Source organism: Haloferula chungangensis (assembly GCF_042664875.1).
Taxonomy (GTDB): Bacteria; Verrucomicrobiota; Verrucomicrobiia; order Verrucomicrobiales; family Akkermansiaceae; genus Haloferula; species Haloferula chungangensis.
The window spans coordinates 1-20,909 of record NZ_JBHTBS010000011.1 but is presented as its reverse complement, the minus strand read 5'-3'; the positions used below and the strand labels follow the sequence as shown (position 1 = coordinate 20,909).

18 protein-coding genes are annotated in these 20,909 nt (G+C 59.3%); 6 read left to right on the top strand and 12 right to left on the bottom strand.

What is annotated here, in order from left to right:
* Positions 1 to 8: 8 nt before the first annotated feature.
* Together ACFQY0_RS17110 and ACFQY0_RS17105 are read left to right on the top strand one after the other, a co-directional pair.
* The gene (locus ACFQY0_RS17110) at positions 9 to 677 is read left to right on the top strand and encodes a DUF1573 domain-containing protein (RefSeq protein WP_379714903.1); all 669 of its coding nucleotides are present in this window, start codon (positions 9 to 11) and stop codon (positions 675 to 677) included.
* An 18-nt stretch (positions 678 to 695) separates the two neighbouring features.
* Positions 696 to 1,172, top strand: a complete 477-nt coding sequence (locus ACFQY0_RS17105) for a rhodanese-like domain-containing protein (RefSeq protein ID WP_379714901.1) — start codon at positions 696 to 698, stop codon at positions 1,170 to 1,172.
* Between the two features lie 101 nt (positions 1,173 to 1,273).
* Here the strand turns inward: ACFQY0_RS17105 and ACFQY0_RS17100 are convergent, their stop codons facing one another.
* The 3 genes from ACFQY0_RS17100 to ACFQY0_RS17090 form a co-directional block, all read right to left on the bottom strand.
* Entirely contained in the window at positions 1,274 to 2,518 is a 1,245-nt protein-coding gene (locus tag ACFQY0_RS17100) for an MFS transporter (RefSeq protein WP_379714899.1), read from the bottom strand.
* A 35-nt stretch (positions 2,519 to 2,553) separates the two neighbouring features.
* Positions 2,554 to 3,918, bottom strand: a complete 1,365-nt coding sequence (locus tag ACFQY0_RS17095) for an FAD-dependent oxidoreductase (protein WP_379714897.1) — start codon at positions 3,916 to 3,918, stop codon at positions 2,554 to 2,556.
* A 69-nt stretch (positions 3,919 to 3,987) separates the two neighbouring features.
* On the bottom strand, positions 3,988 to 4,554 hold the full coding sequence (locus ACFQY0_RS17090) for a sigma-70 family RNA polymerase sigma factor (protein ID WP_379714895.1): 567 nt from the start codon (positions 4,552 to 4,554) through the stop codon (positions 3,988 to 3,990).
* A gap of 311 nt (positions 4,555 to 4,865) precedes the next feature.
* Between ACFQY0_RS17090 and ACFQY0_RS17085 the strand changes: the two genes are divergently transcribed.
* Both ACFQY0_RS17085 and ACFQY0_RS17080 read left to right on the top strand, forming a co-directional pair.
* On the top strand, positions 4,866 to 5,009 hold the full coding sequence (locus ACFQY0_RS17085; RefSeq protein WP_379714893.1) for a hypothetical protein: 144 nt from the start codon (positions 4,866 to 4,868) through the stop codon (positions 5,007 to 5,009).
* Between the two features lie 110 nt (positions 5,010 to 5,119).
* Positions 5,120 to 5,995 carry a hypothetical protein gene (locus ACFQY0_RS17080; protein ID WP_379714891.1) on the top strand — a complete coding sequence of 292 codons (876 nt, stop codon included), beginning with the start codon at positions 5,120 to 5,122 and terminating at the stop codon, positions 5,993 to 5,995.
* A 621-nt stretch (positions 5,996 to 6,616) separates the two neighbouring features.
* Here ACFQY0_RS17080 and ACFQY0_RS17075 read toward each other — a convergent pair.
* From ACFQY0_RS17075 to ACFQY0_RS17050, 6 genes are all read right to left on the bottom strand, one after another.
* Entirely contained in the window at positions 6,617 to 7,726 is a 1,110-nt protein-coding gene (locus tag ACFQY0_RS17075) for a type IV pilus twitching motility protein PilT (protein WP_379714889.1), read from the bottom strand.
* Between the two features lie 22 nt (positions 7,727 to 7,748).
* On the bottom strand, positions 7,749 to 8,831 hold the full coding sequence (locus ACFQY0_RS17070) for a type IV pilus twitching motility protein PilT (protein ID WP_379714887.1): 1,083 nt from the start codon (positions 8,829 to 8,831) through the stop codon (positions 7,749 to 7,751).
* A gap of 8 nt (positions 8,832 to 8,839) precedes the next feature.
* Positions 8,840 to 9,250: a hypothetical protein gene (locus ACFQY0_RS17065; protein WP_379714885.1), complete on the bottom strand. Its 411-nt coding sequence runs from the start codon at positions 9,248 to 9,250 to the stop codon at positions 8,840 to 8,842.
* Complete coding sequence (locus ACFQY0_RS17060; protein ID WP_379714883.1) at positions 9,208 to 9,618, bottom strand: phage holin family protein; 411 nt, start codon at positions 9,616 to 9,618, stop codon at positions 9,208 to 9,210. The genes ACFQY0_RS17065 and ACFQY0_RS17060 overlap by 43 nt, the downstream gene beginning before the upstream one ends.
* Before the next feature lie 75 nt (positions 9,619 to 9,693).
* Positions 9,694 to 10,134 carry an ElaB/YgaM/YqjD family protein gene (locus ACFQY0_RS17055; protein WP_379714881.1) on the bottom strand — a complete coding sequence of 147 codons (441 nt, stop codon included), beginning with the start codon at positions 10,132 to 10,134 and terminating at the stop codon, positions 9,694 to 9,696.
* 116 nt (positions 10,135 to 10,250) lie between these two features.
* Positions 10,251 to 12,770 (bottom strand): AsmA-like C-terminal region-containing protein, encoded by a 2,520-nt coding sequence (locus ACFQY0_RS17050; RefSeq protein WP_379714879.1) that lies wholly within the window; start codon positions 12,768 to 12,770, stop codon positions 10,251 to 10,253.
* Between ACFQY0_RS17050 and ACFQY0_RS17045 the strand changes: the two genes are divergently transcribed.
* Positions 12,769 to 13,635 (top strand): MBL fold metallo-hydrolase, encoded by an 867-nt coding sequence (locus ACFQY0_RS17045; protein ID WP_379714877.1) that lies wholly within the window; start codon positions 12,769 to 12,771, stop codon positions 13,633 to 13,635. The genes ACFQY0_RS17050 and ACFQY0_RS17045 overlap by 2 nt on opposite strands.
* Positions 13,636 to 13,652: 17 nt before the next feature.
* Here the strand turns inward: ACFQY0_RS17045 and ACFQY0_RS17040 are convergent, their stop codons facing one another.
* The 3 genes from ACFQY0_RS17040 to ACFQY0_RS17030 form a co-directional block, all read right to left on the bottom strand.
* Positions 13,653 to 15,878, bottom strand: a complete 2,226-nt coding sequence (locus tag ACFQY0_RS17040; protein WP_379714875.1) for an ammonia-forming cytochrome c nitrite reductase subunit c552 — start codon at positions 15,876 to 15,878, stop codon at positions 13,653 to 13,655.
* 252 nt (positions 15,879 to 16,130) lie between these two features.
* On the bottom strand, positions 16,131 to 16,841 hold the full coding sequence (locus tag ACFQY0_RS17035; RefSeq protein ID WP_379714873.1) for an isoprenyl transferase: 711 nt from the start codon (positions 16,839 to 16,841) through the stop codon (positions 16,131 to 16,133).
* Between the two features lie 116 nt (positions 16,842 to 16,957).
* On the bottom strand, positions 16,958 to 18,226 hold the full coding sequence (locus tag ACFQY0_RS17030) for an adenylosuccinate synthase (RefSeq protein WP_379714871.1): 1,269 nt from the start codon (positions 18,224 to 18,226) through the stop codon (positions 16,958 to 16,960).
* A 429-nt stretch (positions 18,227 to 18,655) separates the two neighbouring features.
* Here ACFQY0_RS17030 and ACFQY0_RS17025 point away from each other — a divergent pair.
* A partial coding sequence (locus ACFQY0_RS17025) for a LamG-like jellyroll fold domain-containing protein (protein WP_379714869.1) occupies positions 18,656 to 20,909 on the top strand: 2,254 nt, incomplete at its 3' end.

Sequence of the window (20,909 nt, the reverse complement as noted above, 5' to 3'; positions counted from 1 at the left end):
TGTCGCCAATGAAGACGCTCCTGCCGATTTTCTTCGGATTAGTCCTGCCAGGTTTGGCAGGTGAATTGACCTTTGAGACGAAACTCGAAGAAGTCGAAGTGCCCCTCGATGGGCGCCGAGTCACCGCGGATTTCAAATTTGAGAATAAAAGCGACGAAGATGTCGCCATCGCCAAATACAATGCCACCTGCTCCTGCATGACGGTCCAGGTGAAGGGCGGGAAACTCAGTTACGCCCCTGGCGAAAGTGGCGTGATCCGCGGCGTCTTCGATATGGGAAATTTTTCAGGCACCGTGGACAAGGCGGTCCAGATCTGGCTCGACGGCGACCCGGAGGATGCTCCATCGGTGACCCTGACCACCCGCATCCATATTCCCGTGCTGGTCGATGTCGAACCAAAGACGCTGCGCTGGGACGTCGGCGGAGAGATGACCAGCCAGACCATCACGGTCACCATGATGCACGATGAACCGATCAAGGTGACCTCCGTGAGCTGCCAGAATCCCAATTTCAAAATCAAACAGAAGACCGTTGAAGAAGGCAAAAAGTATGAGCTGGAGGTGACTCCTACCGACACCAGTTCTCAGAGCATCGGTCTGATCAGCATCGAGACGGATTGTCCGATCAAGCGGCATGCCACTCAGCGGGCATACACGATTGTTAGAAAGCCAGGCTGAATCGATCAGGATCAGGAAATGAAGAGCGCTGTCGAACTGGGGCTGATTGCCGGGATTGCCGCACTTGGCGGGCTGGGCAACTGGTTGGTCGGCGGAAGACCCTCCGGCGATCCCGCCGAGGAAGTTCAGAAAATCCCCTTGAAAGAGGGGGAGATCCGTCTCGAGACAGCACTCGAAGAAGCGGACGATGGTCTGGTCTGGATCGACGCCCGGCCCGCAGCCCTGTGGCAAAAGGAGCGGAAGACGGACTCGATCAACATCACGATGCTTTCGGATGAAGCCCTCGCCGACCAACTCGCCCGCCACGCGGATCTGCTCTTTGGATCAAAGAGGGTCATTGTGTATTGCGACGACGTGCATTGCTCGGTCAGCCATGATTTGAGCATGCAGCTGAAGGGCGAATTCCGCGACTTCGTGGCCGGAGAAGTCCTCGTCCTTCACGGAGGAATGACCGTGCTCCGCGCGGCCGGACTCGTCACCAGTTCCAGTCCCTAAGTTCCGAGCTTCGGTCCTTTGTCGTTCGATCGAGCCCATGGCTTTCCTCTCGATGGGATGTTCATCCGAAAGCTGTTCAGCGGTCTAACAGAAATTGTCCGTCATTGGCTGTCACCATGCGAGGAATTCGGCGGGACGATCCGTTGCGACTTCATTCGTGCCAGGCCGAGAACTGCAGCCAGCCCGATGAGCATCAGGATCAACAGGACCACGAAGACAAGCTCGGGTTGGGCGGTTTTTTGCCACACGGCACTCAGCAGCAGCGGAGCGCCGGCCTTTGCCATTACCGAGGGCGCGGCAATCGCACCATTGAGTTCGGCATAACGCGCTCTGTCGAAAAATTCTGCGATCGCGGTCCCCTTCATGATGGTCATGATGCCATTGCCCAGGCCGAACAGGACGCCAAAGCAGGCAAGCCAGGCAAAGTTGGAAGGCATGACGATGAGAATGATAAGGGAAAGCGTCATGGAGATCATCGCCCAGCTACCGGTTTGGATGGAGGAAAACTCTCCGCCACGTGCAGCGATGGCTAAGCGCCCCAGGACCTGCATCGGCCCGATCAGCGCCATCGCACCCAGCAGGGCCCCCGAACTTGCGCCCGCCGCACTCATCGCCGGGACGATGAGGAAGATGAGCCCGGAGAAGGCGGCGGTGTGCGCTGAAAACCAGAGGGAGAGCAGCAGGAAGGTTCTGTCGCTGAAGTCCTTCCTGAAGCCCGCGATCGCATCGAAGAAAGACCATCTCCGATGATTCGGAGAGCGACGGCTGTTAGCGGGGGCGGCCTGAATTTTCGTGCGATGCAGCGGCACCCCGAGCGCCACGACACTCAGACCGAGAACGAGACAGGTTTGGCGCCATCCGATCTGCTCGGTTAGAAAATGTGTCAGCGGGATAAAGACCGTGCTCGCGAGTCCGCCGAGAAGCGTGACGAGGACGATGCCCTGCTTGTAGCGGTTCCCGAATGCCATCGTCACCGCTGCGAACGCTGGTTCGTAGAGTGTCGCTGCCATCGCGGCACCAGTGCCGACCCATGCCAGATAGAAATGCCAGGGCTCGCTGGCGAGTCCGAAAGACGCGAAGGCCAGTCCCCCAAGCAGTGAGCCTGCCATCATGATCCCTCTGGCGCCATTCCGCTGAATCCACATTCCCACTGGGAGCGCAAGAACTCCCCAGGTCAGCAGTCCCAAGGAAAGACCACCATGGATCAGCGGGCGGCTCCATCCCGTATCTTCATGGATGGGGGCGGAAAGGGCGGTGAATGCATAGTAGAGGATGCCCCACAACAGAATCTGCCCCCATGCAAGACGCCAGGCCAGCCCCCACGGGGGCTTCACGCTCTCTTCCATGGATCCTGCCAATCGAGGATGGCGCTCTGCATTTTTCATCCACAGCAGCGGGAGCCCGGCTCGACGGCAGGAACGACGGGGAGGGTCGCCAATTCCGTTTCCCCGCAACGAGATTCCTTGGCGACCTCGACGGGTTCGCTGAGTGAGCACACGCCGGTTTCCGGAAGCTTCAACTCAACTCTGGCGGCAGCTTCATGATCACCGGAAATTTCTGCCACTACCGATCGCACCTGCTCATAGCCGGTTGCTAACAGAAATGTCGGCGCACGTCCGTAGCTCTTCATGCCGACAATATAGTAACCCGGGTCGGGATGCGCGAGCTCGGCCGCCCCGTGAGGTCGCACGCTGCCACAGCTGTGCTCGTTGGGATCAATGAGAGGACCGAGCTTCTCGGCACACTCCAGTGCTGGGTCGATCCTGAGCCGGATTTCCCGACTGAACTCGAGGTTCGGGCGAAATCCGGTGGTCACCACAATGCGGTCCACTTCGAGTGCCAGTGACGATCCCGCTACGATCGCGTCGACCATGATTTTGCCGTCGACCGTCGCCTGGCTCAGCCGATCGATGGCCATCGGGTTCAACAAGTTCACCGCGCCAGATTCCACCGCCGCACGAACCTTTTGCCCCAACTCGCCCCGCTCAGGCAAGGCGTCCGCCGAGCCCCCGCCGAAAGTATTGCCGAGCTTGGCCTTTCGCATGGCCCATGAAACCGTGGTTTCGGGCTGGGTTTCCTTCAGCCGAAGAAGATCGAGGATGGCGTTAAACGACGAGTGACCGCTACCCACCACCAGCGTGTGCGCGCCGGCGAAATCTCCCCTGCGACTTCCCGCAATATCCGGAATACCGTAGTCGATGTGGGATGAAACACGGTCCTCGCCCGGCACGCAAAGTCCGTCTGCGCCCAGTGGATTCGGGGTTTCCCAGGTCCCGCTTGCATCGATCACCGCCTTGGCGCGGTAGCTGGTGAGTTTCGCCGCAGCGTCGAGCGTCCGGATCACGAAAGGACGCTCAGCTCTCCCGTGACTTCGCACCTTGTCCAGACCTTCTCGAGTCACGGAGATGACGCAATGGCTCAAACGCAGCGAGCTCGCCACCGCATCGATGGATGCCAGTGGTTCCAGGTATTTTTCGACGATGTCTCGACCCGTCGGAAGCTCTTTTCCGCAGGGTTCGTCCCAGCCGGATATTTCCAACAGACGTCGCGCTGCCGCATCGATGTTGTAGCTCCAGGGCGAAAACATCCTGACGTGTCCCCATTTTCTCACCGAGTGTCCAACGGCTGAGCCTCCCTCCAAAATCACCACGCGTTCCCCTCGCTCGATGAGCTGAGCGGCGGCGGCGAGACCCACAGGGCCAGCTCCAATGACGGCGACAGGCAGATTCTTCTGATCAGTGTTCATGCATGGAGGGAGACGGGCTCCAACAAACATGGACGCAGCCTATTTTCAGAAATTTGTCAGCACCCGGGATTAGCGGCGCTTCATCTCGACAATCTGCCCATAGCGGTCGGTCTCAACGTGACAGCATTGTTCGACAGCCGTGCGGACCTCCTGCCGGGCGCGTTGCACACGGGACTTGGCCCCGGATAGCGAGATTCCTTCCTTCTTGGCGAGTTCGACCTGCGTGTGGCCTTCATACTCCGTGTAGCAAAGAGCATTTCGATAGATCTCCGGGAGAGCCTCCACCACGCCCCGAATGTAGGCAGCGATATTCTCACGAAGCAGAACCTCCTCCTCGGTGATGGCTTCATTCGGATCACAATTCTCGGGCATCTTCTCGATGCTGATTTCCGTGGCTTTCGACTTTCGGAAATGATCGCTGATCGTATTGCGTGCGATCTGAAAAAGCCACGCCTCAAGCCGCTTCTGATCGCGCAGCCCTGAAAGCTTGGATAAGCCCCGAAGTAGAATCTCCTGTGTGAGATCTTCGGCAAGGTGGGGGTCCCTGACTCTGGATTGCACGAACCTCAATATGGAGTTCCTTAACTCGTGACTCGAAAGTCGCTCAAGATTGATCGCTGAGGCGGAGTGAGGCATGATAGGTGAAAGGCGGAAGTGCTTTCGAGGATCGGTAGGCACGGGGTGAACATCCAACTCTTTTGCCAGACTTTCCGCGCAGCGTTCATGCCACCGCCACGAGGAAGATGCAAGTCACGGTGCATGAACTCATCGAGCATCTGCGTCTCAAGCCCCCACACGGCGCCTTCCTTACGTGGTGAGAGAAGGTGAAAACGGGCTCAATCAGCGCCATCCCGGATTGACGCGATTTTTGTCACTTGGCGAGGGTTGGGCTTTCGCCGTCTTCCCGCCTATCATTCAAAGCGGCTCACGGCGGTGGCGTCGTTGGGATGAATTCCCGATTCGCTGGCGAGGCATTTCGTGCCTCTCTGGTGTTGTTTGTTGGTGTTACGGTGGACGGTTTCGCGCAGGCCATCATCGCTCAGACCGGCGAGCACAGATTCGATGGCTGCCCGAAGATCCTCTCTGCGTGATCCCGTTCAGGAAGAGGTCATCGCAGGTTGGCTCACCTCAAGAGCGAAGAAGCATCACGACTCGTGATGGCGCGTTCATAGGGCAAGTTTTCGAGGAGTCCTATCAAGTGGTGTTATCTTATCTCCCAGCCGACTTTGCTCGATCCAATCGAATCATCCGCAGTGCTTCCTCAGGCTGCTGGGCCTTCCCTATTTGCTATGATTATTCGGGCGAAATATTTTTTTCTCAGAAAGTACTTGCGGGGAGTAGTATTAATCTTCTTACTTTAGATGAGATGAAGCGGGAACTTAAAAAATTTGGAGGTGTTAAATGTTCGGGTTTGATAGGGCTTAGTCTGACGTTAGCCATGCAGGCCGCAGGAGAAGTTGCCGAGATCGAATTTGGTAGTGCAGATCTTTCGATGACTCAGGCTGACTCGACGACGGGGAAAATGGCAATGGGGATGCACTTTGTGAAGGCAAGTCTCCAGCCGGGAGCGGAGTACATCGTGCCGCTGGGTGAGTTCAGGGTTGGTTATCACCAGCTGATGATCGGCGGCCAAGGTCATTCTGCGAACTCTTCGGCGCTCTGTGAATTCAGCGTCGGATATAATAGTTATGCGGGATATAACAACGGTCACAACATTCGATTTCACCTGATAAGAAGGTTCAATTGGCAGTCGAAATTCTCGGTTTATTTCAAGCAAGTGAACCCGGGGGTTACGAACCTATACCTTCATTTCACGAATGATTCCCCGGGGGTGAACTTTGTTCATGTCAATATTATGAGTCCCAATCCCGGAAGTTGGAAATTCGTTGAGGATAATTCAGAGCTTGAACTCGATGATCTGACGCTAGCCGAACCCACCATCGAAATGAATCGCGGGCAATCCCCGCTCGACGAAGATTGGGGAGGGGGCGTGGTAGAGGCGACCACTGAGATAGATGGACGGATTATTCTGCGAAAGCCTCAAGGAGACATATCGATGGGTATTTATGGAGAATAAATGAGGTGGAAGCCCCGAATAAGGCGACTTCACGTGGTGGGCTCCGAGCCGACGACCACTAAGCCGATCAAGGAGCACTCGCTTTTTCCCGACCTATGAGAGAGCAGGGCGCTCAATGACGGTCGACGCAATCCGGCGTGATGACATCCACCTCCAACCCGGTGGCGAAGGGGGACGCCTACCTTGGCGCGATCATCGATTTTGAAGCAATCATGGAGGGGAACTTGCGGGCGATGCGGCCTCGGGAGTTGGTCGATACGATGGACAGCAATTTCTGCGTCGCGACTGGATCCAGCCTTCAGAACAAACGGCACCGAAATCGGCACGGATGGCGGGCCGGGTGGAAGAACGTCCATGACCACCGTCGGCATCAGGCCCACGACCACGCCATGCCCTGGTTGCCATACCTCGATTGCCATGCGAATCCAATAAATCAGCATGATTCCCGGCGGCCGCGATCGTAGCGTGAGAGTTTCCAATCGGAGCTTTCCACGACGCAACAGCCCACCATTTCCAACTCTCGATCTTACGGAGCGCAACAAGAAGAACCCGCCTGCCTGATGAAGAATCTGGCGGCGGGTCCTTGGACTTGGCTGGATCCCTCGGTGTGAGGCTTCCGGATCAGTGTTCCATGGGACTCTCGCCAGAGGCTTCGCCGAGGGCGGCGTCTGCGGGAGGTAGGAATTTTTTGAAGCGCGTTTTGTCGATAGCCTTCATGTAGGCCTCGGCGGGGGCGATCATGCCTTCCTGGAGGCGGGCCCAGATGGCTTCATCCATGAACTGCATGCCGTCGCCTTTACCACCGGTGATAACGTCGTAGAGCTTCTGGGTGGCCCCTTCACGAATGATCGCGGAGACCGCCGGGGTGGCGAACATGATCTCGTGAACGGCGACTCGGCCGGGCTTGTCGATGCGCTTGCAGAGGAGCTGGGCGAGCACGCCGCGTAGCGAGGCGGCGAGCATGGTGCGGACCTGTGCCTGCTGGTCGGCGGGGAAGACGTCGATGATACGGTCGACGGTTTTCCGTGCGTTGTTGGTGTGAAGCGTTCCGAAGACGAGGAGTCCGGTTTCGGCTGCTGTTAGGGCGAGCGAAATGGTTTCAAGGTCGCGCATCTCACCGACGAGAACGATGTCGGCATCTTCACGGAGGGCAGCACGCAGACCATCGGAGAACGATGGGGTCTGGATGGGAACTTCGCGCTGGGTGAGGATGGATTTCTTGTTGCGGTGAACGAATTCGATCGGCTCCTCGACGGTGATGATGTGCCGGGCGTAGTTCGAGTTGATGTAGTCGAGCAGGGCGGCCAGGGTGGTGGACTTGCCGGAGCCGGTAGGGCCGGTGACGAGGACAAGCCCGGAGCGAATGTGGGCGAAGCGTTTGACGACTTCCGGGACACCGAGGCTCTCAAGCGACATGATCTCGGTCGGGATCAGGCGGAAGACGGCGGCCAGGCCGTAGTTTTGCTTGAGGTAGTTGCAACGGAAGCGGGATTCCTCGTCCATCGAGTAGGCGAAGTCGAGGTCGCCGGTTTCGAGATAGATTTCCCATGCCTTCGGGTCACAGATCTCCTCGAGCATCCGGTGGATGGTGTCGTGATCGAGGACTTCTTCACCTTCGATGGCGGTGACAGCACCGTGGACGCGAGTCTTTGGTGGTTGGCCTTCGGAAAGGTGGAGGTCGGAACCTTTGGTGGCGACGAGGTGTTGAAAGAGGCGGTCGATTTCGGCCATGATGGTCTACGGTTTGGGCTTTTTAGGATTGGAAAAAGGCCTCCATCTGGACCTTGTCTTCGGCTCGGTAGAGGGCTTCCTCTTTGGCGATGAGTCCTTTGATGTAGAGCTGCCTGAGGGATTCATCCATGGTGATCATGCCGACGTTTTTACCGGTCTGCATAACGCCTGGGAGCATGAAGGTTTTTCCTTCGCGGATGCAGTTTGAGACGGCGGCGGTGTTGACGAGTAGCTCGAGTGCCATGACTCGGCCTTCGCCGTCGGCGCGGGGGACGAGTTGCTGGGAGAGGATGCCTCGCAGGGACTCGGAGACCATGATGCGGATCTGGTCGCGCTGGTCGGTGGGGAAGACGTCGAGGATACGGTCCAAGGTCCGGGGTCCGTTGCCGGTGTGGAGGGTTCCAAGGACCAAGTGGCCGGTTTCTGCAGCTGTTAGAGCGAGCTGGATGGTCTCGAGGTCGCGCATTTCTCCGACCATGATCACGTCGGGGTCTTCCCGGAGAGCTCCCCGAAGGGCTTTGGCGAAAGATTCGGTGTGAAGGTGAACTTCGCGTTGATTGACGTGGCAGTTCTTGGAGTCGAAGACGTATTCGATGGGGTCTTCGAGGGTCAGAATGTGGTCTTCGCGGTCGGCGTTGATGAAATCGACGAGAGCAGCAAGGGTGGTGGACTTGCCGGAGCCGACGGCGCCGGTGACGAGGATGAGTCCGTTCTGATAGCGGGTGAGGGGGAGGAGGTGATCCATGGGGAGCTGGAGGTCCTCCATGGAGCGGATTTTGGAGTCGATGATCCGGAAGACCATGTCGAGTCCGAGGCGTTGTTTGATCACCGAGGCGCGGAATCGGCCTTCATCGTTGGCGTAGGCGAAGTCGACGTCACCTTTTTCCTGAAGGCGGTTCCATTCGCGCTCATCGAGGAATGAGCGGACGAGCCGTTCGGTGTCTTCGGCGGTGAGAGGTTGGTGATCGTCCCAAATTGGCTGGAGCTGGCCAAATCGTCTCCAGGCAGGTGGAAAAGTGGCGGCGAGGTGGACATCGGAGCAACCGTATTCGCGGCCGAGGCGGAGATACTGGTCGACGTGGTCGAGCACTTGGTGATCAGACATGATTGGGCTTAGTTAGAAGGTGGGGTCCGAGGCTTGGAAAGCGGCAAGTGTGTCTCCTGAGATGGGTTTTGCCACTTGGTATGGACTTTGAAGCGACGTTGTAATTCAGACACGAGGATTCCGCGGATGGCGGGCTTGACCATCGTCATGATGGTGGCGATCAGCAGGCCGATGATGCCTTTTGATTTGGTGGCCACCTTTTTGGGCTTTCGCCGGAAGATGCGGCTGGCGAGCACGCCGGCACCGAGTGAGCCGCCGAACCATGCGAGGGGGCTGGAGGTGACGGAATGCTTGATCCGCGAGGGGACGTCTAGCGAGCGCCTGAGCTGGGCGACATGGTTCCCGACGTTTGCACGCGAGTCCTCGATGCGGCGAATCAGTTCGGCGATTTCGGGTCTTTGTTGAGGGTCTCGAGCCATGCTTGATCTTTTAAGAGTTCCGCGCGGGTGATGGGGAAGGAGGGGGCTGCCGGTTTCTTGAGAAGCACGGCGGCGATGATGACGAGGAGCAGGTGGGCGGCGGCAAAGATGAGGGTGATGGAGTACCAGCTCACTGAGAGGCTGTGGGAAATCCAGCCGATCAATCCGGCGACTCCAAGTAACCAGACGAGGAAGGTGCCGATGAGGATTACGAGGAGCAGGCCGCCGCGCTTTGCGGCTTCCTGACTGGCATCTCGCGCTTCGAGCCTGATGAGCTCGATCCTCGTGGAGATGAAGGATGATGCGGCGGCCACCCAGCCATCTGACTGAGATGCTGGGGGTGCCGGGTTCTCGGGTGCGTCACTCATTGGTCGGCGGGTCCGTGCGCACTCCGGCGTTCGGCCGGAGGCGTAGGGCGTGAACCAGCTTTTCCGGGCTGATTGTTAGCGGCGTGAAATGAGGCCGATGAAGAAACCGATGCCGAGCGCGCCAAGGACGCACTTGGTGGGGTTTTCACGAATGTAGTCCTCGGCGGTGACGTGGATGTCTTTCGCCCGGTCGCGTGTCTGGTGCCATTGTTCGTCGGCAACGCTTCGCAGGTGGGTGGCCTTTTCCTCAGCCGCCTGGCGGAGGACTGTGGCCTTTTCGGTAGCGGTCGCCTTGAGCGCCTGGGCCTTCTCGGTGGCGGTGTCGCGGAAATGCTGGGCGGACTCGACGGCTTTGCTTTTCAGAGCCTTGGCCTGATCGGCTGTATCATGGGCGACTTCCTTGGCGCGCTCGCCGGCGGCGGCGCGAAGCTCGTTGGCGGCTTGGGAAACCGAAGGGTTCTGGGAGAAACCGGTTTCAGGATCGAGGGACTTGGGATTGGCAAAATTATCGGACATGGTCGTGATGTTTTAAGAATGATGTAGGAGGCTTCCTTCGTGGTTAAGCTGCCATCGAAGCAGTAGGCGTGCAAGGCATGACTTTTTGCGGAGGGGGAGAAAATGCGGGGGTGGCTTCAGGGTTTTCTGGGACCGGGGGGCTCGATTCGTCGCGCCCGGGGTGGCTCGAGGAGGGTTTCCTCCTGCTGTTTCGGCGGACGAGTGAACATGACGTTGGTCCACTCGGGTTCGCGGATCGGGCCGGTGCCGCGGAACTGGAACATGCCGTAGAAGGGGCGCAGGGGCAGGGTGATGACGCCGAATAGACCTTGCGCGTTCATTCTGAGGGTCATGAACATCGTCATTTTGTTGAGGTCGATCAGAGCGTCACCGGTGAAGACGATGGATGAGGTGGCGGTTCTGAAGTCCTGGGTCTCCAGGACGCCTTTTTTCAGGGTAAAGGTGCAGAAGGCTTCGTTGGCTTCCTGGAAGCCGGCTTGTCGTCGACCGAGAACCGTGGAAATGACGGGGGAGAGCGGGCCGAAAATCGGCACCTCGAAAAGCTCGCCCTTTTCGAGCGCGATGTGGCCGGCGCCGCTCAGACCTGAGACGTCGTTGCCGAGTTGGGTGAAGTCGAGACGTCCGGTTACCAGGCCTTGGGCCTTGTTTTCGAAGTCGTAGGCTTTGCTTAGCTCGGGAAGTGAGACTCGGGTCCAGTCGAGTTCGCCGGAGATCTTTCTGCCGCCACTTGTGGCGCTTTTCAGCGACCCACGGACGAGGCCGCCGAAGACCCCGAGGCTCAGATCGCTGACGTTGACGCTGTCGGGTAAAACCCGGACCACTCCTTTTGGAGAGTCGACTTCCAAATTGGCTCCGAGGAATTCGTAGTTGGCGGGCTTGGCGGTGGCGAAGCGAACGGTGAAGTCCTGTTTGGCGACGCCGTGCTTCACGCCGATGACGCCACTCGCCTCGAGTGCTGGATTACTATGAAAGCCGTAGGTCTCGAGGGTTTCCGCAAGCTTGGGGGAAAAGGTCCGGGCGATCGGCCCCGGCCATGCTTCGCCTTTCAGATTTCGGATGGTCACCGTGGATGGTTCGCGGTCGTAGCGAATGAGATCGACCTTGACCTGTCCTGTCATCGGGCCTCCGTGGGCTTTGCGGAGGGGGTAGTCGCGGTAGTCGAACTCGACTTCGTTCCTGGAGAAATCGAGGCGCTGACTGGACAGATCCAGGGTGGTTCTGGCGCGCAGGGCGGGGACGCCTTCGTAGCTGATGTTGGTGGCGGCGGCGTCACCCTTGAAGGTCCAGAGGTACTTGTCGCGGGGATCGGCGGTGCCCTGAAAGTCCACCGAGACGGTGGTGTCTTCGCTCCCCTGAAAGCGATCGAGGATGGTGCTGAGGGGTTCGAACCGGATGGCGTTCTGCCAGAAGGCGGGGGGCAGGTCGGTCCTGGCTTCGTAGAGGACCTTTTCCCTGGTGATGAAAGCGCGCCCGGTGATCTGGTGGGCTCCTTCGTGGACGGCGATGTCCTCGAGGAAGAGCTGATTTCCATCCCATGAAAAAGCGGTGGATGCGCGATCGGCGGAGAGGTGTTCGAACTTCGGTTGATCGAGTTCAAGCTTGCCCATGAGCTTGAGATCCCATGCTTCTTCTTCTTTGAAAAAGCTTCCACGAACCTCGATGGCGGGGGGGGCACCGAAGCTCGGCATCTTTTCCGGGACGGGCATGTCGAGGCTCGTGAGCAGGGCGGCGATGTCGATGTTCGAGTTCGCATCGAAGCGGCCTCGCGATTTCCACATGTCATACTCCATCCGGCCTGTTAGGGTGCCGTTTGAGGTGCTGATATCGGCGTTCTGCACGACGATCACGGAGCCGCGGAGCTCGGCCTGCAGGATGAGGTGGCGGACTTCGAGCGAGTGGCTTTTCATGCCGGCACCCTGGACATCGATGGTGGCGCGCAGAGTGGAATGATCTTCCAGATCGCCACTGGCCTTGATGCGGATGCTGGGTGGCGAGCTGCCCTTCGGGCCCCAGTTTTCGAGCGCATCAATGACGGAGGTGAGGACCTGGCGGCGCTGAGCGCGGGAGTGATCGATTTCTTCCTGAGTGGGGTTTGCGCTGGGGCGGAACATTTCGAGCACGGCGTCGAGCTCCAGGCGCACGCCGCCCACCATGCCGCTGGCATTCTGGATCTCCATGTGGCGGCCTCCTGAAATCAAGATGCGGCCCTGGGCGTCGAGAATATCGAGGGTTTCCGAGTCGGGGACTTCCGGATCCGCAGCGAGAGAGACGCGGGCCCCAGCCAGATCGAGACGGTCAATTTTTACTTCTCCCCGCGAGAGCTTGGTGCGGTCGACATCGAGCAGCAGTTCGTGAAGGCGGGCGACGACCCGGCTGTGGGAGTCATCGGCATAGACGACGACTTCACCGGCCTCGATGCCGCGAAGCGGGCGGTAGCGCAGGCTGGCCACCTCGGCATAGATGCCTTGTTTGGCGAGGGCGTCCTCGATCTTGGCCCGCCACGAATCCGGCAGACCGGTATGGTTCGCCCACCATAATCCGCCAAGCGCGGCGACGAGCACCAGAAAGCCGAGGAGGGCCATGGCGACGCGCAGACGATGGATGATCCGGATTCGTTTCAAACCTGCAAGTATCATGGCGAGCTGGATTCAGCTTTCAATCCCGGGTTGCTTCATTCCACTCTCCGGCATGCGGTTTGCGGTTTTGGGCAGTGGTAGCGGAGGAAATGCGGCGGTCGTGGAATCCGGCGGCACCCGCTTGCTTGTGGACGCCGGACTTTCCGCCAAGCAGCTGGTCCTGCGTCTACGGCGTGTCGGCATCGAGCCGGAGAGCCTCAGTGGCATCCTCCTTACCCACGAGCATGGCGATCACGTTTCCGGTCTCCGGGTGCTGATGAAATCGCTCTCGGTCCCGGTGTATGCCACGCCGTCGACCAGTCACGTGGTGCGTGAGAATCTCGGGGCGATTTCGTGGAAACTTTTTGAAAGTGGCTCTCGTTTTGCGATTGGCGATCTCGAGGTCCAGTCTTTCGCCGTTCCTCACGATGCGGTCGAGCCGGTCGGCTTCGTTTTTCATCGCGGTGGTCGCTCGATCGGGCTGGTCAGTGATGCCGGCCACGTCACCAAACGCGTCAGCGATCTGCTCGCCGGGGTGCAGGCGCTGTTCATCGAGGCGAACTACGATGATGAGTTGTTAGAAGCGGATACCAAGCGTCCCTGGTCGACCAAGCAGCGGATTTCGTCGCGTCACGGGCATCTCTCGAATGCCCAGACGGCGGCTTTGGTCGCGGAGTTGGTGCCTGCGGGCCTGCGGCGCGTCGTGCTCGGTCATCTCAGTCGTGATTGCAACAACCCGGAAGTGGCCATTGCAGCGATGAGCTCGCTCGGTATCGAAGTCGCCTGTGCCTGCCAGCACGAACCGACGACCTGGCATGCTGCCGAAGCGGAGGAGGCTGCGGAAGAGTGCGGGATCGAGTTTCAGAAAGACGAATTGTTTGGCTAGCAATGCCTTGGCGGAACTCAGCGGCCCAGCTGCCGGAGGAACTGGTTGGCGGCTTCGTGGCCGGGATCGCGGCGGACGGCTTCCTCGGCGGAGTTGATCGCGAACTCGGCGTTGCCCATGCGGAGATAGATGGTGGCCATGGCGTAGGGGGCGTCGGGGTTGCCGGGTTCCAGGGCCGCTGCCTGCTGGAGGCTGGCTACGGCATCCTGTGGATTGCCTTGGCTGTTCTGAAGGAGTCCGAGATTGTACCAGGCGCGAGCGAAGCCCGGCTGAATCTGCACGGTGGTCTGAAACTTCGTGAGGGCTTCGGTCGGCCTGCCGAGCTCAGAAAGGGCGAGTGCCGTTAGATAAGGGATTTCCGCGTTGTCGGGAGCGAGGGTGGCGGCTTCTTCGAGCCAGCTGATCGAATCGCCGGTGCGGCCCTGACCACTGAGGAAGATCGCGAGATCACGACGTGGAACGGATGAGCTCGGATCCCACTTGGCGGCGCGCTTGAACCACTTCTCGGCGTCTTCCATGTCACCGCGTTTGACGGCGAGGCGTGCCATGGTCATGGCGCCGGTGGGCTGGTCGGACTGGTGCTTTGCCATGGCGGTGATTTCGGCGAAGACTGGGTGATCCACGGGAAGTCGGTCGAGCGATGACCAGCCGGCTTCGATCCGCACGGCTCTGATCGGATCAGAGAGGACCTTTTCCATCAGCGGCCCGGTTTCGCCGCGGCGACCGATGAGCAGGGCGGCGGCAGTGCGGGCGAGTGGGCCTCCGTCGTTGGCGCTGCGGTTGGCGCGCTGGACAACGCGGCTGTCGGCGGCCCATGGTTCCATGAGGCGCAGCAGGGTGGCTTGCCAGGCATCGATTTCTTCGACATCGAAGACATCGATGAGTTGATCAAGCGCGCCGGGGCGTTGCTCGTTGGCGGCATGAACGGCGCGGGTGCGCTTGCGGCTGACGGCGTTCATGTCCTCGCCATACCACTTGTGGGACCACTCGATCTGCCAATCGAGGCCTTTGTCTTCGTGACAGTTGTTGCAGGCGTTCGGAGTGCCGAGCTCTTTTGTTAGAAGCGGATCGGGGCGGGGGAATCGGTGGTCGCTGCGTGGATCGCGGCCCATGTAGTTGCGCTTCGGCATGTGGCAGTCAATGCAGCTTGCTCCAGCGGTGCCGGGCGTGTGGAAAGTGTGCTCGGCAGGATTGATGACGGTGGCTTCGTTGGCGCCGGCTCCGTGGCAGGTCATGCAGAGAGCGTTCGAACGCAGGGCGACATCGTCTCCGCCACCAATCGGTTCGGCGGCGTGGGGGTCATGGCAATCAGTACAGCCGATGCCCTTGTGGCCCATGCGGGAGAGCAGGAAATTGTTGAATTTGTAGACCTCGTCGAGCTGCTGACCATCGGGATACCAGAGGCCTGCCTGGCTGGGGAGCGAGAGCGAGTAGTGATCGTGGAAGGAGTCGCCGATCGAGAATTTTTCGTCGAACTCACCGCGCCGGGCGTGGCAGGTGGCGCAGGAATGCATCCATTGCTCCTTGGTGTATTTCCGTGCGGGATCGATGATGCACTCGTTGCTGCCGTGGTTCTCACGGGAGGGGCCGTGGCACTGCGCGCAGCCGACGCCCTGCTCGATCCAAGTGGTGTGGTAGCCGTCGCTTTCCAGGTCGTGATTTTTCTCCAATCCGGTGAAGTGGCAGTAGGCGCACTGGGAATTCCAGTTCATGCCACGCTCGGTCCAGTGGCCCCACTCGTGGGGGTTGCGTTGATCATCGCCATAGATGCTGAACCATTCCTTCTTTGCCGGATCCCAGGCGAGATCGGGGACCTGATACCGTCCGTCGCCGGTGTGGAGCAGATACTGAACCAGCGGATCCACGCCGATCGCCATGTTCGGTTGCTGGGTGCCGGGCTGCGAGACGTCGCTGTCCTTGTGCGACCAGATGATGCGGGGTTCATCGAGGCTTCCGGAAAATTTCCAGGAAGCATTGCCGAGCGTGACCTCGAAGCCCGCGAAGGCTTCGGCGTCCATTTCCGTGCCGAAATCGCGGTGAGCGAGGGCGTGATGGGATTTTTCCCAGGCCTCGGTGGCTTCCTTGTGGCAGGCCGCGCACTCGGAAGACTTGGCTAGCGGGCCGGTCGGGCGCGGTGGCATCGTTGCGGATGGCGTGGCCGCATCGCTCTCGGGAGTGTCCTTCTTGCAGGAGAAGGAGACGAGGGAGAGGGCGACGAGGATCGTCAGGGAACGAAAGCGCATGGAAAGGAGTTAGACGCTGGGCGAAGATCGCGCCAGTGTGGGCTCAAAAAAAATGCGATCGTCGTTGGTCGGGAGGGCGATTGGCGGTGGCGGGATTCTCGTTTCGGAGCATCGACCTTATTGTCGATGGACCTCGCCAGCGAACGGTCGGTCGGGTCCAATTTTCTCAGTCTTCGAAAAGTCCGGTCCATCTTACCCCGAACTGAGCTAGCGACAATAAGGTCGATGCTCCGGAAGGCTAACCGAACTCGCTCACAGTCCGCCAAAGCGGCGGTGGCGGCGGGAGTATTCTTCGACGGCTTCGAAGAGGTCGGACTGGCCGAAGTCGGGCCAGAACTTCTTGAAGATGACGAGCTCGGCGTAGCTGATCTGCCAGAGCAGGAAATTCGAGACGCGCATTTCACCCGAAGTGCGGATCATCAGGTCCGGGTCGGGGATGTCGTGAGTGTAGAGACGGGTGGCAAAGAGCTCGGCGGTGACATCGCCAGGAACGAGACGGCCTTCGACAGCATCCTTGACCAGCGATCGGGCGGCTTCGGTGATCTCTTCACGCGAGCCGTAAGATAGGGCAAGGACAAGCGTGAGCGATTGGTTGTTCGCGGTGCGCTCCATCGCTTTGCTGAGCTTGGCGCGGGTTTTCTCCGGAAGGCGTTCCAGGTGACCGATGGCTGTGAGTTTCACGTCCTGTTTCATCATCTCGTTGGCTTTCTGGTCGAGAAAGCGTTCGAGCAGGGTCATCAGGGCGGAGACTTCGGCGGGCGGTCGGCTCCAGTTCTCCGAGGAAAAGGCGTAGAGCGTGAGATACTCGATGCCGAGTTGTTTGCAGGCCTCGACACATTCACGAACCGACTCCGCACCAGCGCGGTGGCCTTCTAACCGCGGAAGCCCGCGCTCTTTCGCCCAACGGCCGTTGCCATCCATGATAATGGCGACGTGGCGAGGGACGTTGGAGGTGTCGGGCATGGGGTGAATGTGGCGGAACGCCCTGGTGGATGGATGAACGAAAGGTGAATTGCGAAGGAATTTCCAATGTTCAATGTTCCAATTTCAAAACCGAAGTGTGGCGGGCGCCGATGGGACTAACGGATGATCGTCTGAGCACGGTCGGGGCCAACACCGATGAATTTGATCGGGGTTTCGCAGAGATCGGAAAGACGCTGGAGGTAGGCTTTGGCGTTCTCAGGGAGCTCGTCGTAGCTGGTGCAGGCAGTGGTGTCGCTCATCCAGCCGGGGAGTTCCTCATACACTGGCTTGGCGCGGTCCCAAGCGTGGCGATCGGCCGGGGGGAGTTCGTGGCGGGTGCCATCGATGTCGTAGGCGACGCAAATACGAAGGGTCTCGTAGTTGTCGAGGCCGTCGACGTTGGTGACGGCGAGGCCGGTGGTGCCGTTGACCATGCAGCCGTGGCGGAGCAGCACGGCATCGAGCCAGCCGCAACCGCGGGCGCGACCGGTGGTGGCGCCGAACTCGCGACCGAGATCGTGAAGGTATTGGGAGAGGCCTTCGTCGACGGAGGGGAAAGGGCCGGAACCGACACGGGTGGTGTAGGCTTTGCAGACGCCGATGACTTCATCGATGGCGGTCGGCGGCAGACCGGTGCCGGTGCAGCATCCGCCTGATGTCGTGTTCGATGAAGTGACGAAGGGATAGGTGCCGTAGTCGATGTCTAACAGGCCGCCTTGAGCGCCTTCGAAAAGGATCGTGCTGCCGGCTTTCCATTCCTTGTGAAGAGCGGGGATGGTGTTGGTGACGTGCGGCTTGAGTCGCTCGAAGGCGGCGAGCACTTCGTCGGCCTGCTGCTTGGCGTCGAAGGTGGGGAGGTCGAATTTCTCGAGCACCTCGTTGGCTTCGGCGGTGCGGTGGGCGATCATTTCGCGGAAGTAATCTTCGTTGAGCAGGTCGGCGACGCGCAGGCCGTTGCGGTTGATCTTGTCGGCGTAGGCCGGGCCGATGCCGCGCTTGGTGGTGCCGATCTTGCGGTCGCCGAGGGCGGCTTCGCGAGCGGCATCGAGCTCCTTGTGAAGCGGAAGCACGACGTGGCAGCGGTCGGAGATGAAAAGCTTGTCGGGCGTGATCGAGACGCCTTGGGCTTCGACTTTCTCGATTTCGGCGACGAGGCCGATCGGATCGAGGACGACACCATTGCCGATGAAGTTCTTTTTGCCATCCCAGAGGATGCCGGAAGGGAGCAGGTGAAGGACGTACTTCGTGCCGCGGGCGATGACGGTGTGGCCGGCGTTGTTTCCTCCCTGACCACGGACGACGACGTCGGCGCTTTCAGTGAGATAGTCGACGATTTTGCCTTTTCCTTCGTCTCCCCATTGGAGACCGGTGACGATGGTGTTCATGAATGAGTTGATCGGGGTCCGTTTTCCCCGCAGAGGTCTTGTGGCTTGTTTTGAGGGCGTGCGAAATGCCCGTTTTCAGAAAAACGTTAGTGGCGCGCTCGCAAATGCGTCAGTTCCGTGCGTGAATTTGAAGGAAACCGAAAGAAAAATTTCGGAGATCTGTCCCTTAGCGCTGGTCCCAACATCGATTCGTCTCCCACCGCCGGCTTGCCAGAGGCGTCCCCTTTCGTGAGTCAGACGATGGGAGATGCTTTTTATCGCTTTAGTAAGCTCAATCATTATTTCTGTCGTCGGCGAGTTGGAATCGCTTCGGAATCAGATGGTTGTAAATAATGTTTGTTCTAGGGTTTGACAGGATTTCGGGGGAAGTGATGGACTTGGCGTATGAAAATTAGGTGCTTGTCCTTAGTCGGACTTTGTTCCTGCGCCATGGCTCTGATTGGAGAAGCACAGGAATTTCTCGGACTTCAGGAATCCCCCGCCGCATCTGGACTATTCACATCGCATGAGACCGGAAGTTATTCCGGCATCGGTTTGAATAACGGTGTGACTTGGTTGTTCAATGCCGAAGGTGGCGATCGGGTGTCGGTTGCCATGCAGACCACGCTGACGACGAACAGCTACCCACGGATTCAGATTTCCACATCGGAAGGGGCGAACTTGTTTTCCACTGTGGGGACCGTTGAGGGTTTCGCACAGGTCGAGAATTTCGCGATTGAGACGCCCGGGGTTTATCGAGTCACAGCGTACAGCAACAACGCGCCATCCGCATTTTCGTTGGACGTTCTTTTTGGACGCGGTGTGGAACTGGAATCCGGGGACAACAGCCTGCGGGCCTCGGCGGGTCCGCTGGCGCCGAAACTGGTGGGTGGGGGATTTTCCGCCGCCGTTGCGGGAACCCTGAATCACGAGGAGGACTGGTTCGATTTGGGCGAACTCGCTCCCGGGAATACGGTCGATTTCAATCTGGAAACACCTGCAAGTTCCGCGCTTCAGACATCGGCTGCCGAGATTGCGTTGTTCCGCGACGATGATGTTGCCCCGCTGGCCTCGGCGACAGGGGGCAACTTGTCCCATAACGTGGCGGTCGCTGGTCGCTACCGTATCCGCGCCACCATGCCGGGGCCTGACGGGCGATATCTTCAATTCAACGGAGACTCCGATCAGATCGACCTCGGCAATCCGGCACCGCTCCAGATTTTGGGCTCACAGACCATCGAATTTTGGATCAAACCGGATCATCTGAATGCCCGCCAGAATCCCTATTCAAAAGCCTACGGCGGTGAGGGAACCATGACGTTGGAAACGAGCGGAGTGATCAATTATTACTACGGAACCGGCGGCGGAAACGGTGGTAGCTATCAGACCTTCAGCTCGAACTCGCAACTGCAGGTGGGACGCTGGCAGCACCTGGCCCTGGTCCGCGACCTCGACTCGGAGCCCAAGCAGCTTCGCTGGTATCTCGACGGAAAGTTGGTCTCCGAGGCGACTGCGCAGTATGCTGCTGCCACTGTCAGCAGTCTGAATGCGCTCATTGGCACCGGCTATGCGGGAGCATTCAGTGGGTCGCTGGATGAATTCAGGATCTGGAACGTCGCTCGCACCCAAGCCGAGATTCAAGCGGGACGTGTCGCGCCGCTGGTTGGCAATGAAGCGGGTTTGGTCGCCTACTATCAATTCAACGAAGAATCGGGAAATGTCGTCAATGACCTGAGCAATAGTGGCATTTCCGGGGTGATCACTGGCAGCCCCGACCGGGCGGGGGTGAGCACCGCTACCCTCGCCGGTTTCACAAGCCAGGGGCCAGACGGCTCTTATTTGCTGCGCGGCACCATTGGGGACGTCGTCGCTCCATCGGTGATTACCCGGGCGCACCCGGTCCCGATTTCGCCCCAGCTGTTCGATGGCACAACCCCAGCTCCGTCTAACATGACGGCGCTCCGCGGAAACGTCGGTCAATCATTCCTATACTCGTTGAGTGCGAGTAGCAGCGGAAGTGCCTGGGGGACGGAAGTCTATAGAGACGATTCGAACCTCGCCCGTGCAGCCATCCATGCCGGTGTGCTGATGGACGGAGAAGTCGGGGCGGTCAAAGTCACCGTCCTGCCTGGAGAGGCATTCTATGAGGGATCCTCTCGTTTTGGAGTTTCGAGCAGCAGCCATGGCGCCTTTGCCGGCAGTTACCGAGTGGAGCGATACGAGCCTCCCTCCGCATTCACTTGGGATGAAATTTATCCGCGCTTGTGGATCGGATTTTCCGAGCCCATTGACCCTGTGAGTCTAGCTGCCGCCGGGGCCGTGACTTTAGCATCCGCTGGCGCGGATGGGACATTCGGGAACTCTGACGATGAGGATTTTCCGCTGACCTTTGGTCCTTTCACTTGGGACAATCGGGCCTTCTTTTCCTTCAATGGCGCTATCTTGCCACCAGGCGATTATCGTTTGACGATCGGCACCCAGGTCAAGGATCGCGCGGGCAACTCGCTGGCGTCGGCCCACATGGCGGAGTTCACCATTGTCGGCAAAGGTAACTTCCTCGCCGAAAGCGGGGACAACGAAACCTTTGCCACGGCGGATCGATTGTCGCTCGCGGTGCAGGATGGGGTGACTTCGGGCTCGTTCATCGGCGTCGATCCGGCAGTGGCGGTGAGTTCGAATCCCTTCGATGTGGAAACGGCCGATC

Coding starts and splice junctions, on each gene's coding strand:
- ACFQY0_RS17110 (WP_379714903.1), top strand. CDS start 9: ATGAAGACGCTCCTGCCGATTTTCTTCGGATTAGTCCTGCCAGGTTTG.
- ACFQY0_RS17105 (WP_379714901.1), top strand. CDS start 696: ATGAAGAGCGCTGTCGAACTGGGGCTGATTGCCGGGATTGCCGCACTT.
- ACFQY0_RS17100 (WP_379714899.1), bottom strand. CDS start 2,518: ATGGAAGAGAGCGTGAAGCCCCCGTGGGGGCTGGCCTGGCGTCTTGCA.
- ACFQY0_RS17095 (WP_379714897.1), bottom strand. CDS start 3,918: ATGAACACTGATCAGAAGAATCTGCCTGTCGCCGTCATTGGAGCTGGC.
- ACFQY0_RS17090 (WP_379714895.1), bottom strand. CDS start 4,554: ATGCCTCACTCCGCCTCAGCGATCAATCTTGAGCGACTTTCGAGTCAC.
- ACFQY0_RS17085 (WP_379714893.1), top strand. CDS start 4,866: ATGAATTCCCGATTCGCTGGCGAGGCATTTCGTGCCTCTCTGGTGTTG.
- ACFQY0_RS17075 (WP_379714889.1), bottom strand. CDS start 7,726: ATGGCCGAAATCGACCGCCTCTTTCAACACCTCGTCGCCACCAAAGGT.
- ACFQY0_RS17070 (WP_379714887.1), bottom strand. CDS start 8,831: ATGTCTGATCACCAAGTGCTCGACCACGTCGACCAGTATCTCCGCCTC.
- ACFQY0_RS17065 (WP_379714885.1), bottom strand. CDS start 9,250: ATGGCTCGAGACCCTCAACAAAGACCCGAAATCGCCGAACTGATTCGC.
- ACFQY0_RS17060 (WP_379714883.1), bottom strand. CDS start 9,618: ATGAGTGACGCACCCGAGAACCCGGCACCCCCAGCATCTCAGTCAGAT.
- ACFQY0_RS17055 (WP_379714881.1), bottom strand. CDS start 10,134: ATGTCCGATAATTTTGCCAATCCCAAGTCCCTCGATCCTGAAACCGGT.
- ACFQY0_RS17045 (WP_379714877.1), top strand. CDS start 12,769: ATGGCGAGCTGGATTCAGCTTTCAATCCCGGGTTGCTTCATTCCACTC.
- ACFQY0_RS17050 (WP_379714879.1), bottom strand. CDS start 12,770: ATGATACTTGCAGGTTTGAAACGAATCCGGATCATCCATCGTCTGCGC.
- ACFQY0_RS17040 (WP_379714875.1), bottom strand. CDS start 15,878: ATGCGCTTTCGTTCCCTGACGATCCTCGTCGCCCTCTCCCTCGTCTCC.
- ACFQY0_RS17035 (WP_379714873.1), bottom strand. CDS start 16,841: ATGCCCGACACCTCCAACGTCCCTCGCCACGTCGCCATTATCATGGAT.
- ACFQY0_RS17030 (WP_379714871.1), bottom strand. CDS start 18,226: ATGAACACCATCGTCACCGGTCTCCAATGGGGAGACGAAGGAAAAGGC.